Origin of the sequence: Pseudidiomarina gelatinasegens, from assembly GCF_004025325.1 — a bacterium.
Taxonomy (GTDB): Bacteria; Pseudomonadota; Gammaproteobacteria; order Enterobacterales; family Alteromonadaceae; genus Pseudidiomarina; species Pseudidiomarina gelatinasegens.
In genome coordinates this window covers 88,099-101,807 of record NZ_RSFE01000005.1, presented here as the reverse complement: position 1 = coordinate 101,807, position 13,709 = coordinate 88,099, and the positions used below count along the sequence as shown (strand labels likewise).

The following is a 13,709-nucleotide window of genomic DNA, read 5'->3' as shown; positions in this document are numbered from 1 at the left end:
CAGCCCTGTTAGAAGAACAGGGCGCTTGGTTGGAACAGACGTTCTACTTCGCGAATGTATTTTTTATCCACTAAAAATAGAATAACGTGGTCATCTGCCTGCAATACGGTATCGTCATGCGCGATCAAAACTTCATTACCGCGCACAATGGCACCGATAGTGGTACCCGGCGGAAGTTTAATCTCATCAATGGTTTTACCAATTACTTTTGAGGTCTTTTCGTCGCCGTGAGCGATGGCTTCAATAGCTTCAGCAGCGCCTTTTCGCAGTGAGTAAGCATTCACTATGTCGCCTTTGCGTATCAGGGAGAGTAACGCAGAGACTGTCGCGCGTTGCGGCGAAATAGCAATATCTATAACATTGTCTTGCACCAAATCAACATAGGCTTGGCGCTGAATCAGCACCATGGTTTTCTTAGCGCCGAGTTTCTTAGCCAACATCGCCGACATAATGTTGGCTTCATCGTCGTTGGTTACCGCAATAAACACATCCATGTCTTCAATGTGTTCTTCAGTGAGCAAGCGCTCATCGGAGGCGTCGCCGTGGAGAATCGTGGTATTTTGCAAACTCTCATTAAGCATTTCGGCACGTTCTTTATTGCGCTCAATTAGCTTAACGCGGTGGTTTTCTTCCAATCGTGCGGCTAAGCCTGCCCCCACATTACCGCCGCCAGCAATCATAATTCGACGGTACTGATGTTCAAGTTTTTGCATTTCTTCCATCACCATGCGCACATAGCGGGTATCGGCAATGAAGAAAATTTCGTCACCAGCCTCAATAATGGTTGTGCCCATTGGCTTGATGGCTTGTCCTTGACGAAATATGGCTGCGACGCGCGTTTCAACATTCGGCATGTGGCTTTTAAGCGTAGAAATCGCGTGGCCAACTAACTTACCGCCGTAATAAGCTCGTACCGCAACCAAGCTGGCGCGGCCGCCGGCAAATTCCATAACCTGTAGAGCGCCAGGATAATCAACCAGCCGTTTAATGTAATCGGTAACCTGCTGCTCTGGTGAAATCAGATGATCAACAGGAATGTCGTCTTTGTGGAACAGTTTATCTTTGTAATCGCTGTATTCTTCTGAGCGAATACGGGCGATTCGTTTCGGCGTGCGATATAAGGTGTAGGCAATCTGACACGCCAACATGTTGGTTTCATCGCTAGGGGTTACAGCAATCAGCATGTCTGCGTCTTCGCAGCCGGCTTGGCGCAATACGCGCGGGTGCGATGCGTGCCCCTCAATAGTGCGAATATCATGCAGCTCGGCCAGAGACTCAAGGCGTGTCGAATCAGTGTCAACAACCGTAATATCGTTGTCTTCGCCAACTAAGTTTTCAGCTAACGTACCGCCGACTTGTCCACCACCAAGAATCACTATTTTCATCTGCGTTTTTCCAGTTTTGCGTAATAGAAACCGTCACCGTCAAAGTCGCCAGGCAACCATTGCCACTCTACTGCGCCATTGGGGTTGGTTGCAACGGCAATAGCGTCAGCATGGCGCTTTTTAAATGCTTCTATTTGCTGTGTATTTTCTTCCGCCAGTATAGAACAAGTTGCATAAAGAAGGGTACCGCCTGGCTTTAACGTTGGCCACAGGGCATCCAATATCTTTTGCTGCGTGCGCGCTAAATCCGCAATGTCGCTGTCACGGCGTAGCCATTTAATGTCTGGATGGCGACGAATCACGCCAGTAGCCGAGCACGGCGCATCAAGTAATATGCGATCAAACAACTCACCATGCCACCATGCATTCACATTGCTCGCATCAGCGGCTTTGACATCGGCGTTCAGCTGTAATCGGGTTAAGTTGTCGTGTACACGTTGCAGGCGCTGCGGGTCAGAGTCAATCGCAAGCATCTTTATAGTCGGCTGTTGTTCGAGAATGTGAGCGGTTTTTCCGCCCGGTGCCGCACAACAATCGAGCACCGATTCACCCGCTTGGGCATCAAGTAACCAGGCTGCATGTTGCGCTGCAATATCCTGCACCGAAACCCAGCCATCGTTAAAGTGCGGCAGGCTTTGCACATCCACGGCTTGTTCTAAGCAAATAGCGCTGGCAAGTGGTGAGTCGGCATGCGCGGCAATGCCAGCCTCATCGAGTAGGGCCAAATAGCTGTCACGATTGGTGTGCTGCAAATTGATACGCAGCCACATGGGCGCTTGTGCATTGTTGGCAGCCATAATCGTTGTTGCTTTATCTGCATACTGGCTTTGAATACGATCAGCTAGCCAGCGCGGATGCCCGTGCGTAAGGGCCGGCTTTTGTTGCAGTTGAGTTTGCAATTGCGGCAATTGACGCTGCAAGCTGCGCAGTACACCGTTAACTAAACCTTTTTGTTTACTGCGTTTTAGTAGTACTGCTGCATCTACGGTTGCTGAAACCGCCGCGTGTTCAGCTGAACCCATGTAGGTTAGTTGATACGCGCCAACCAGAAGCAGCGAATGTAAAATCTTCAACTCGCCTTTTAACGGTTTCGCGACCAGTGCGCCGATAAAAAAATTCAATTGGGGTAGGTGGCGCAAAACACCATATGCCAGCGCTTGTGCCATGCCACGGTCACGTACTGAAAGCTTGCGGTTTAATTCAGGTAATGCCTGACTTAATGAACGGCCTTGCTCAATCACCTGAAACACTGCTTGTGCAGCTACAGCACGACTTTCGGCGCCCGGGCGTAGGTTATTTTGCGTCATAAAATACCTAAAGGCAGCTTGCTGCCAACCACGAACCCGTCACTGCGACCATTTAAAAAGTCGGCAACTGGCATTGGCTTTTTGCCAGCGGGTTGCAATTCAAGCAAACGTAATGCTTGATCAGCGGTTTGTATGACAATTCCATGTTTATCTGCTTGCAATACGGTACCTGGGGGCGTGTTGCTGCCCGGCACCACATCGGCCCGCCATACTTTAACAATATCGCCTTGCCCAGCTACTAGCCAGCAAATGGGCCACGGATTAAACGCCCGCACCCAGCGTTCCAGCGCAGCTGCAGGCTGCTGCCAGTCTAGCTGTGCTTCTTCTTTACTCAGTTTTTTTGCATAGGTGGCTGCGGCATCATCTTGCGTTTTAGCATGAGGTTGCAGAGCTTCAAGATTGTGCAGTGTTTCGAGTAATGCAGCTGGGCCTAATTTCGCCAGCTTGTCATATAACGTAGCGGAGGTGTCTTCGGCAGTAATGGGCAAGCGCGCTTCAAGAAGCACAGGCCCTGTATCTAAGCCTGCTTCCATTTGCATAATCGCCACGCCAGTTTCGGCATCTCCCGCCCACAATGCACGTTGAATTGGCGCGGCGCCACGCCAACGAGGTAGTAGCGAGCCATGCACGTTAATGCAACCATAACGCGGCACATCAAGTACAGCTTGTGGCAGTAATATTCCGTACGCCACCACAACCATAACGTCGGCTTGATAAGCGGCAAGTTCTGCCTGAGCGTCTGCGTTTTTCAACGATTGTGGTTGATGTATTGGCAAATGGTGTTGCAATGCAAGTTGCTTAACCGGACTGGCCTGAAGTTTCTTACCGCGCCCCGCTGGGCGGTCCGGTTGGGTGTAAACGGCAAGCACTTCGGTTTGCTCATCATCGATCAATGCAGCAAGGTGTTCGGCGGCAAACTCTGGTGTGCCCGCGAACACCACCTTTTTAGGATTCTGCATTTACACGCGCTTCTTTTTCGAGTTTTTTACGAATTCGGTCGCGTTTAAGCGGCGACAAGTAGTCAACGAACAGCTTACCATTGAGGTGATCGATTTCATGCTGAATGCAAATGGCCAGCAATCCTTCGGCGGTCAAAGAAAACTGCTCACCGTTTCGGTCAAGTGCCGTGACGGTAACTTTGCCAGCTCGTTCAACTTTGGCGTAGACTCCAGGAAAAGACAAGCAGCCCTCTTCATTGGTGAAGTGACCTTCTTGTGCTGTAATCTCTGGGTTAATAAATACCAGTGCTTCGTTCTGATCTTCACTGCAGTCAGCAACGAATAGGCGGCGATGGATATCGACTTGCGTCGCAGCCAAGCCTACGCCATTGGATTCGTACATGGTTTCGAACATGTTATCGATGTCGGCACGCAAGGCATCATCAACCTGCTTAATTGGTTGTGCGATGGTGCGTAATCGTTCGTCGGGATATTTTAAAATTGTTAATTTACTCATAACCTATCATTCGCTAGTTTCATCTTGCGTGATTTTAACGTAATTTGGGGATGAACACACGGTTTTACAATGGAGCTTACGATGACCAAATGGCAACTACCGGCGATTGCGCTAATCGGTTTTCTGTTGGTATCACCACAGCATGTAGCCGTGGCGCAATCGAACACGGAACAGCAAACCTCAGGCGATGTGCTTACTTTGCGTGACGATGCACCGCAAGAGTATGTGGTGAAGAAAGGGGATACGCTTTGGGATATCTCCGAAATGTATCTCAATGACCCATGGTATTGGCCTGAGTTGTGGCGAATTAATGAAGACGTAGCCAACCCGCATTTGATTTACCCGGGTGACAAACTCACCTTGGTCTGGATTGATGGTAAACCGCAACTTACACGCAAAGAATATGTTGCGCTATTGCCGCAAGGTGAAGTGAAGGATAAAGGTGAACCGATTCCGACATTTTCGCGCGAAATGCTGGCCCCCCTGCTTACAGAGCACCGCCTGATTACGACCTCGGAGAAGACGAAGTTGCCACAGGTGCTTGGCGATAACCGCGGCGCACCGCGAGTCAATGGCATGTTACCGGTGTTTATCAAAGGTCATGTTGAGAAAACGACTTATAGCGTATTTACGCCCATTGAAAAGCTGCCGCAAGGCGAGTTACTGCGCTATGTTGGTGACGTTGATGTGACCTTCAACAGCGGTGAGTTGGCCGAGGGAGAGTTGAGTCGCATTCAGCGCGAGATTCGCCGTGGCGATTATCTGATGGATGCGCGTCCGTTAAACATACCTGAAATTATTACGCCGATGCCAGGTAACGCAATAGATGGTCAAGTTATCGCGTCATTGAACAGCCGCAAAGAACAAGGCAAATATGATGTGGTTATGATTGATAAAGGTCGTGCGGACGGCGTTGAAGTGGGGCAGATGTACCAAGCGATACGCCCAGGTTCGACGGTTTTCGTTGAAGGTGAAGAAATCAAGTTGGTTAATTTTTATAAACCGGCGGACGATCTTTCCCGGTTGTGGCGCAATACGGTGCAATTACCGGTTTCTGCAACCGCTGAAATGATGGTGTTAGAAGTGCAAGAAACAACGAGCTTTGCCATGGTACTGCGTTCGCGAGAATGGCTATCAGTAGGCGACTACTTCATACCGAAGCAATTCTAACTATTACCTCACTAACTATTCGGAGGTTTTCAGCATGGACGCTGAAACCGCAACAGCGATGCTGGCGCTTGCCAGCGCGCCGAGCAAACATCGGAAGTTTTTACGCAGCTTAAGTTCCCTCGAGCAGATGCTTCATCATGCCCGACTTCCCGACAGCAACATTGTACCCGCCCACGTAGACCGATTATTGCGTTGGCTCGCTCAACCGGAATGCCATCTTATTCCGATACGTGATTCGCGTTATCCAGAGCGACTCCAACACATTCACGACCCGCCTCTCGTGTTGTTTGCACGGGGCGACCTTGGCTGCTTGCAAGGCACCTGCGTTGCTATTGTTGGCAGTCGCAACGCTTCACCGGTAGGGCAACACTCAGCCGACTATTTTGCGCGAGGTTTGGCGCGTTCCGGTGTTATTGTTAGTAGCGGATTAGCAGCTGGCATTGACGCTGCTGCGCATCGCGCCGCGCTTGCTGAGGGGCGCACCTTGGCAGTGCTGGGAACTGGGCCTGATATTTACTACCCACCACGCAATCAACAACTGCAACAACAAATTATGCAGGCTGGACTCGTGATCAGTGAATTTCCCCCAGGCATGCCGGGTAAACGTGATCACTTTCCACGGCGGAATCGTATTCTTAGTGGACTCGCACAGCTCGTTTTGGTGGTTGAAGCAAAGCTTCGCAGCGGTACCTTGGTTACCGCTAGCCTTGCGCAAGCGCAGCAGCGAATTGTTATGGCGGTACCCGGTTCGATTTGGGATCCAGCTCACAGTGGGTGTTTCAAGTTACTCAGTGAAGGCGCAGGGTTGGCTGTTTCGGTAAGCGACATTCTGCATGAGTTGAATTTACCTGATTTACCCCCATCTAATGATGAACAAGGGCAAGGGCAAATTAATTCAAGCCGAAGCTTGGCAAACCGCCAATTGTTGGCTAATGTGGGATCAGAGGTCACATCAATCGATACCATTGTAGCGCGCAGCGGGCTGCCGGTTGCCATTGTTACAGAGCAGTTGGTGTTACTTGAGTTGGAGGGGAGCGTGACCTCAATTGCAGGCGGTTATATAAAAATGGGGAGGCGCTAACGATGTTTGATATCCTCATGTACTTGTTCGAAAACTATATTCATTCGGACATGGAGGTTGTAGTTAACCATGATGAGCTGACTGATGAACTTACGCGCGCTGGTTTCCATCGCCAAGAGATTCATAAGGCACTCGCTTGGTTAGAGCGACTGGCTGACTTGCAGGACAGTCAGCTGAAACCATACTTGAATAAGTCTCCGAGCAGCAGTACACGGGTCTTTACGGCCGAAGAAGTTGCACGTCTGGATTGTTCCAGTCGTGGGTTTTTAATGTATCTCGAAAACCTTGGTGTGCTTGATTTTTCAACGCGTGAAATGGTTATTGATCGCGTGATGGAACTCGACATGCCACAGTTTACGCTGGACGATTTGAAGTGGGTGGTGCTGATGGTGCTATTTAATGTACCGGGCCATGAAGAAGCCTACGATCAAATGGAAGGCTTGCTGTTTGAGGAACCCGAGGGTTTATTGCATTAAATGACCGATAACTTTTTGGAGCCTCAGTCACTGGGCGTACCATGCCCCCGGTGTCAGCGCGATCTGCAACTAAAAAAAGGCCGATATGGTCTTTATGTTGGTTGTAGCGGCCATCCTGACTGTGACTATATGACGGCTGCTGATTTTGACCCCGGTACAGATGCTCAATGCCCAATCTGTAAACAAGGTAAGCTTGTACAAAAGACGAGCCGCTTTGGTAATTCGTTTTATGCCTGCGACCATTACCCCAAATGCAAATACTCAGTTAACCTGCCACCGGTGCCGGAAAGCTGCCCGAAATGTGACTTTCCTTTATTACTGAAGAAGAAAACCGCCGCCGGTGAGCGTTGGATTTGCGCAGATGATTCCTGTGACTATAAATCTTCGATAAAATAGCGCGCATTAGTCAACTTAACCAATATTTGTAAAAGAGATGAATTCATGACTGAGCAGACCGACCCGTGGTTGCCGGCAAAGCAAGCGTTTGCGCAAGGCGAACTTCTCGCCTATCCAACCGAAGCGGTATTTGGATTAGGGTGTGACCCGCGCAACGAGAGCGCGGTGCAGAAATTACTGCAGGCGAAGCAACGCCCTCAGGAAAAAGGCCTCATTTTACTTGCGGCCGACTACAGTCAGTTAGTGGGTTTTGTCGCAGACGCAAAAATACCTCAAGATAAGCGCTTTAGTGTGTTTTCTAATTGGCCAGGCGCTGTGACATTATTATTACCTGCGTCGGATAATGTGCCCGAATGGTTACGTGGAACTCATGACAAAATTGCAGTTCGTGTCACTGCGCATGAGCCAGCTCGGCAGTTATGTAAAGCACTTGGTAGTGCCATCGTTTCGACCAGTGCGAACTTATCGGGGCAGCCAGCGCTTACTACTGCAGCAGACGTACGTGAAACCTTTGGTGAAAGTATTGCGTGGGTGATGGATGCCCCAACGGGCGGCGCAACGAAGCCGTCACGAATTATCGACCCGTTAACCCAAGAAATTTTTAGAGACTAGCTATGCAAGAAAACATGCTTGATCAGGTCAATCATTACCTAAAAGATTTGCAAGATCGTATTTGCTTGGCGCTTGAGAAAGCTGACGGTGTTGGCACATTCAAAGAAGAAGTATGGCAACGTCCTGGTGGTGGCGGTGGTCGTTCGCGCGTGTTGCGTGATGGAGCGGTACTTGAGCAAGGCGGGGTCGGCTATTCACATGTATTTGGTGAACAAATGCCAGCCTCGGCTACGGCACACCGGCCGGAACTAGCGGGACGAAATTTTAATGCCTGCGGTGTGTCACTGGTGATGCATCCGAACAACCCATATGTGCCGACAAGCCATGCCAACGTGCGGTTTTTTATTGCGGAAAAAGAAGGTGCGGAGCCAGTTTGGTGGTTTGGTGGCGGTTTCGACCTTACCCCGTTTTATCCGTTTGACGATGATATAAAACATTGGCACCAGGTGGCCTATGATGCACTAAAACCCTTTGGTGATGACCTGTACCCGAAGTTCAAAAAATGGTGCGATGATTATTTTTGGCTAAAACACCGCGATGAAACGCGCGGCGTTGGCGGTTTATTCTTTGATGATCTGAATGAGCGCGGTTTTGAAGAGAGCTTTGCAATTATGCGCGCGGTGGGTGACGCCTACCTAGACGCGTACCTACCAATTATTGCGCGGCGCAAGCACACCGAATTTGGCCAACGCGAGCGTGACTTTCAGTTATATCGTCGTGGGCGCTACGTGGAATTTAACTTGGTGTGGGACCGCGGCACATTGTTTGGATTACAAACCGGCGGGCGCACCGAATCCATTCTTATGTCGATGCCACCGCTGGCACGCTGGGAATACGGTTATCAGCCAGAACCAAATAGTGCTGAGGCGAAGTTGTATTCTGACTATTTGCGGCCTCGGGATTGGCTCCAGGAGCTTTAGCCGGTATTGATCATATGGTGAGCAAGTTGCGTGAACTGGCTGCGCAATTGCATTTTCAGCAATGGGTCCGAGACTTGTTCATCGAGCACTTGGTACATACAAAGTAACCACTGATCGCGCAATTTTACATCAATGGTAAAGGGCAGGTGTCTGGCCCGTAGCCGTGGATGCCCATATTTCCTTTCAAACAACGCGGGACCACCAAACCAACCACTTAAAAATTCAAAGAATTTTTGTCGGATGCCATGCATTGGCTGCGGGTGAATGGCCAACAAATCCTTTGCGCGTGGGTCGCTCTCCATGACATCATAAAAACGTTCTGCAATGGCACGCACAGCGACTTCACCACCGAGTTGATCGTAGATTGATTGTGGGCCGTTAGCTTTTTTGCTCGAGCGAAGGAAATTTAACATGGCGTTATTTACTGTCTTTGGTAATCCAATATCTCACAGCTTGTCTCCGCAAATACATTTAGCTTTTGCTAAGCAAGTGGGAGTGGAGCTGAACTATACGCGCAGTTTAACATCGGTTAGCCGGTTTCGCCGAGCGGTTGCCCAGTTTTTTCGTGAAGGTGGGGCTGGCGCAAATGTCACAGTGCCTTTTAAAGAGGAAGCTTATGAGCTGGTGACGCATGTCACAGCACGGGCGAAACAAGCTGGCGCGGTGAATACACTTGTACCGCTTGGGTACGGACAGTTGCTGGGTGATAATACCGACGGCATTGGCTTGGTGCGTGATCTGACACAGAACCTGAAGCAAGCCATTGCGCAGCGTGACATTGTCTTACTCGGTGCCGGAGGTGCAGCACGAGGCGTTGTAGGACCTTTGCTCGCAGAGGGGCCCAGACAGCTTATTATTGCTAACCGGACGCTCGAAAAAGCGAATGCTATTGTTGAGGTTTTTAATCATAGGACGCTCGTTGCAGCGCGGTTAAACGAGGTTGTGATTCCGTCGGGAGCTTTGGTCATCAATGCAACCAGCGCATCGTTAGCCCATCAAACTGTCGCCGTTGCGGCCGAACAACTCGGTCAAGCAGGCGCCGTTTACGACATGATGTATGGCGCTGAGCCAACAGTATTTATGCAACAGGCGCGTCAAGCGGGTGTGGCTAAAATTTCTGACGGGTTAGGTATGTTGGTTGAACAAGCAGGGGTTGCGTTTAGGTTGTGGCATGAAGGTGCTGAACTCAATACTCAAGCCGTGCTGGGCGAATTGCGAGCGCAGCAGAAAGCTCGTTAGTCGCGTAAAACAATATCTGGGCTTAAATCGACATCACCTTCGTGATTAACGGTTGCGAATTCACTACCACGACGAACCACAGCCAATGGGCCGTCTTCCGTGTTGCGAATAAATGCGAGGTCAAAACCAAATTTCTGCAATTGGTACACGCCAAACTTCTGATCCATCGACAGTCTGTCCCACCATTCAGAATGATTTAGAGCGATGCGTCGGCGCTCGAACTCTTCGAGTTGGCGCAGCTCATCTTTTGTCAGCTTCATCGATTCTGTTTCCATAGGACCACGTTAGGTTAAAGGGATCATCCATTGTTTTAGCGCAAAGCACATTGCCTATTCAACACTAGTTCAGATTACATTTGCAAGAACTATGACAAGCAGTATATAGAAAAAGTAAGACGATGTTGATTCCTTTTACGCATAATGATTTTTAATATCGCGTAAAAATTGTTCTAAAGAAATTTGCATTTGTGGCTGGCAATCCATTAGTAATGTGTTAGTCTTCTAGTTCGATTCTGATAAGAATTGGCGAAACACAATGTGACTCCCGCGTGTGTGTTTAAAATCAGTTTCCACAACTGAAAAAAAATAAGAATAAGACGCTGTCAGGGCTTCAGTATTACTACGAAACCCTTGTTATTCAAGACATTATAAAGCAATTCATCGCCAGAGATCTCTGATCTTGAACTGGCAAGATTTCTCGTTTTCAACAGACTTATCCACAACGTATGCACAGGTTACGCAGCTTATCGAGTAGCGAATATACGTGAGCTGTGGCATGCTACAAGGCAATTTAAAGCAGCCAAAATTCGAGATCTCAGCCATGGCCGATTCGTCATCAACATCACCACGAAAAACACCACCCCAAGTACCTGAAAATCCGTTTATTTTAGTGGACGGCTCGTCGTATTTATTTCGTGCGTTTTATGCACCGCCTCACCTTACCAATTCGTCAGGTGAGCCAACCGGCGCAATCTACGGCGTGGTTAATATGCTGCGTAGTTTACTGAAAAAATATAAGCCGTCTCATATGGCGGTTGTGTTTGATGCGAAAGGTAAGACGTTTCGCAACGAAATCTATGACGAATATAAAGCGCACCGGCCACCGATGCCGGACGATCTGCGGCAACAGATTGAGCCATTACATAAGATTGTAAAAGCGTTGGGGCTGCCGCTTTTGTGTATCGACAACGTTGAGGCTGACGATGTCATTGGTACTTTGGCTCAGCAGGCCGGCGACGAAGGCCGCTTCACACTCATTAGTACGGGTGATAAAGACATGGCGCAGCTGGTAAATGACCATGTCATGTTAATAAACACCATGACCGACACTTTGCTCGACTATGATGGCGTGATTGAAAAGTATGGTGTGAAGCCAGAACAAATTATCGATTTTCTGTCGCTGATGGGGGATAGCTCCGATGGTATTCCTGGCATGCCAAAAGTGGGTGAAAAAACCGCGTTGGCAATGTTACAAGGTATCGACTCCATTGATGCAATGTTGGCTAATCCAGATGCGCTTGCAGAGTTGGATTTTCGTGGTGCAAAAACAATGCCCGCTAAATTGCGCGAGCATAAAGACATCCTGTTGATGTCGCGCGAGTTAGCTACCATAAAACTGGATGTTGAGTTGACAACCAAGCCGGACGAATTGACGATTCAACCTGCGAATCGTGATGAGCTGATTGAATTGTATAAGCAATGTGAATTTCGTCGCTGGCTAGGCGAAGTTTTAGAGGAAGGGCCCGCAACTGATCAAGCTCTGGGCAATGCTAACACAGCGAGCCAGCAAATCGAGGACACGCCGGTAAGCCACGAACACTACGAAACGGTAACCGACAAAAAGAGCTTCGAAACCTGGTTAGGTGCCTTAAAAAAAGCCAGCTCATATGCCTTTGATACAGAAACCACCAGCCTCAATTACATGGAGGCTGAATTAGTCGGCTTATCGTTTGCCATTGAGCCGGGGCATGCGTGTTACATCCCTGTTGGACATGACTATCCGGGTGCTCCGGAGCAGCTCGATAGAGATTGGGTATTGGCGCAGCTTAAGCCGCTGTTGGAATCGACCTCTGCAAAAGTGATTGGCCAAAACCTGAAATACGATAGCCATATTCTGCGTCGTTATGGCATTCGCTTAGGTGCCATTCATAACGATACGATGTTGGCTTCGTACGTATATAACAGCGTTGGTTCACGCCATGATATGGACAGTTTAAGTCTGCAGTACTTAGGGCATAAGCCGATAGGTTTTGAAGAAGTTGCGGGTAAAGGCGCGAAGCAACTAACGTTTAATCAGGTTGGTCTAGAGCAAGCGGCGCCATATGCTGCCGAAGACGCTGACGTAACCCTGCGTTTGCATAACAAGTTATGGAAAGTAGTAAGCGAAGAGCAAGCCCTGTTGGATGTATTAACAAAAATTGAGCTACCCTTGCTGCCAGTACTTGTCGATATGGAGCAGCACGGCGTACAGATTGATGCCCCATTATTGGCGCGACAAAGTCATGAGATAGCAAAAGAATTGCAACAGCTGGAGAAGGCGGCTTATGACATTGCAGGTGAAGAGTTTAATTTAGGCTCACCAAAGCAACTGCAAACCATTTTATTTGAAAAGCTTCAGTTACCGATTCGAAAAAAGACACCTAAAGGCGCGCCATCAACCGCTGAAGAGGTTCTTCAAGAGCTAGCCCTCGACTACCCATTGCCGGACGTCATCATGCGGCACCGTGGTTTGAGCAAGCTTAAATCGACTTATACAGATAAACTGCCAAAAATGGTGAATCCTCGAACGAATCGTATCCATACCTCTTACCACCAGGCAGTTACAGCGACTGGCCGATTGTCTTCGAGTGACCCGAATTTACAGAATATTCCGATAAGAACAGAAGCAGGGCGCCGAGTTCGTCAGGCCTTCACAGCACCTGCTGGCTATAAAATATTAGCCATCGACTATAGCCAAATTGAATTGAGAATCATGGCGCACCTGTCGCAGGACCCCGCGCTGGTAGAGGCCTTTTCTAAGGGCCGGGATATTCACAAAGCGACGGCGTCCGAAGTGTTCGGCGTACCACTTGATCAAGTTTCGAGTGAACAACGCCGTCGGGCAAAAGCAGTTAACTTTGGACTTATTTATGGCATGTCGGCATTTGGCCTGGCGCGGCAATTGGATATTCCACGCCACGAAGCACAAGATTACATGGATAAATATTTCGACCGCTTCCCAGGCGTATTAAAATATATGGAAGACACGCGTACGCAGGCAAAACGCGACGGGTATGTCGAAACAATTTATGGGCGTCGTTTACAATTACCTGAAATCAAATCGCAAAACGGCATGCGCCGCAAAGGCGCCGAACGGGCCGCGATCAACGCACCAATGCAAGGTACTGCGGCTGATATTATTAAGCGCGCAATGATAGCGGTTGCAAAATATCTCAACGAAAATGTACACGATGAAGAAGTGTGGATGATCATGCAGGTTCACGATGAATTAGTTTTTGAAGTGCGTGAAGATAAAGTGGCTGAGTACCAGCAGAAGCTAGTGGAAATCATGGAGCAAGCCGCAGAATTAAAGGTGCCGCTTATTGCAGAAGCTGGCGTTGGGAATAACTGGGACGAGGCACACTAAAAAAAAATTAGATAAATTAAAATTTTTTTTGAACTAATTTTTAA

General features: G+C 48.9%; 14 protein-coding genes. 8 read left to right on the top strand and 6 right to left on the bottom strand.

Features of this window, described 5'->3' with window-relative positions:
* Window positions 1–8 precede the first annotated feature (8 nt).
* From trkA to def, 4 genes are read right to left on the bottom strand one after another with little or no spacing between them, the layout of a single operon-like run.
* A complete protein-coding gene (gene trkA, locus EGC76_RS07970; protein ID WP_128352457.1) occupies window positions 9–1,385 on the bottom strand; it encodes a Trk system potassium transporter TrkA in 1,377 nt (458 codons plus the stop codon).
* Entirely contained in the window at window positions 1,382–2,692 is a 1,311-nt protein-coding gene (gene rsmB, locus EGC76_RS07965) for a 16S rRNA (cytosine(967)-C(5))-methyltransferase RsmB (RefSeq protein ID WP_128352456.1), read from the bottom strand. Before rsmB ends, trkA begins: the two co-directional genes overlap by 4 nt.
* Complete coding sequence (gene fmt / locus EGC76_RS07960; protein WP_128352455.1) at window positions 2,689–3,651, bottom strand: methionyl-tRNA formyltransferase; 963 nt, start codon at window positions 3,649–3,651, stop codon at window positions 2,689–2,691. Before fmt ends, rsmB begins: the two co-directional genes overlap by 4 nt.
* Complete coding sequence (gene def / locus EGC76_RS07955) at window positions 3,638–4,147, bottom strand: peptide deformylase (RefSeq protein ID WP_128352454.1); 510 nt, start codon at window positions 4,145–4,147, stop codon at window positions 3,638–3,640. Before def ends, fmt begins: the two co-directional genes overlap by 14 nt.
* 81 nt (window positions 4,148–4,228) lie before the next feature.
* Here def and EGC76_RS07950 point away from each other — a divergent pair, with 81 nt between their 5' ends.
* The 6 genes from EGC76_RS07950 to hemF are packed head-to-tail and all read left to right on the top strand — an operon-like array spanning window position 4,229 to window position 8,802.
* Window positions 4,229–5,317, top strand: a complete 1,089-nt coding sequence (locus EGC76_RS07950; protein WP_164876819.1) for a LysM peptidoglycan-binding domain-containing protein — start codon at window positions 4,229–4,231, stop codon at window positions 5,315–5,317.
* 34 nt (window positions 5,318–5,351) lie between these two features.
* On the top strand, window positions 5,352–6,398 hold the full coding sequence (gene dprA, locus EGC76_RS07945; protein WP_128352452.1) for a DNA-processing protein DprA: 1,047 nt from the start codon (window positions 5,352–5,354) through the stop codon (window positions 6,396–6,398).
* A 2-nt stretch (window positions 6,399–6,400) separates the two neighbouring features.
* Window positions 6,401–6,874 carry a DUF494 family protein gene (locus EGC76_RS07940; RefSeq protein WP_128352451.1) on the top strand — a complete coding sequence of 158 codons (474 nt, stop codon included), beginning with the start codon at window positions 6,401–6,403 and terminating at the stop codon, window positions 6,872–6,874.
* Window positions 6,875–7,270, top strand: coding sequence for a DNA topoisomerase family protein (locus tag EGC76_RS07935; protein ID WP_128352450.1), 396 nt, complete (start codon window positions 6,875–6,877; stop codon window positions 7,268–7,270).
* Window positions 7,271–7,315: 45 nt separating this feature from the next.
* The gene (gene tsaC, locus EGC76_RS07930; RefSeq protein WP_128352449.1) at window positions 7,316–7,882 is read left to right on the top strand and encodes an L-threonylcarbamoyladenylate synthase type 1 TsaC; all 567 of its coding nucleotides are present in this window, start codon (window positions 7,316–7,318) and stop codon (window positions 7,880–7,882) included.
* Window positions 7,883–7,884: 2 nt separating this feature from the next.
* On the top strand, window positions 7,885–8,802 hold the full coding sequence (hemF, locus tag EGC76_RS07925) for an oxygen-dependent coproporphyrinogen oxidase (RefSeq protein WP_128352448.1): 918 nt from the start codon (window positions 7,885–7,887) through the stop codon (window positions 8,800–8,802).
* On the opposite strand, the gene EGC76_RS07920 is transcribed toward hemF, so the two are convergent.
* On the bottom strand, window positions 8,799–9,215 hold the full coding sequence (locus EGC76_RS07920; protein ID WP_128352447.1) for a group II truncated hemoglobin: 417 nt from the start codon (window positions 9,213–9,215) through the stop codon (window positions 8,799–8,801). The two genes, hemF and EGC76_RS07920, sit on opposite strands and share 4 nt — an antisense overlap.
* Between EGC76_RS07920 and aroE the strand changes: the two genes are divergently transcribed.
* Window positions 9,214–10,041 (top strand): shikimate dehydrogenase, encoded by an 828-nt coding sequence (gene aroE / locus EGC76_RS07915; RefSeq protein ID WP_128352446.1) that lies wholly within the window; start codon window positions 9,214–9,216, stop codon window positions 10,039–10,041. The genes EGC76_RS07920 and aroE overlap by 2 nt on opposite strands.
* On the opposite strand, the gene EGC76_RS07910 is transcribed toward aroE, so the two are convergent.
* A complete protein-coding gene (locus EGC76_RS07910) occupies window positions 10,038–10,301 on the bottom strand; it encodes a hypothetical protein (protein ID WP_128352445.1) in 264 nt (87 codons plus the stop codon). The genes aroE and EGC76_RS07910 overlap by 4 nt on opposite strands.
* 559 nt (window positions 10,302–10,860) lie before the next feature.
* Here EGC76_RS07910 and polA point away from each other — a divergent pair.
* Window positions 10,861–13,665, top strand: a complete 2,805-nt coding sequence (gene polA, locus EGC76_RS07905; protein WP_128352594.1) for a DNA polymerase I — start codon at window positions 10,861–10,863, stop codon at window positions 13,663–13,665.
* Window positions 13,666–13,709: the final 44 nt, after the last annotated feature.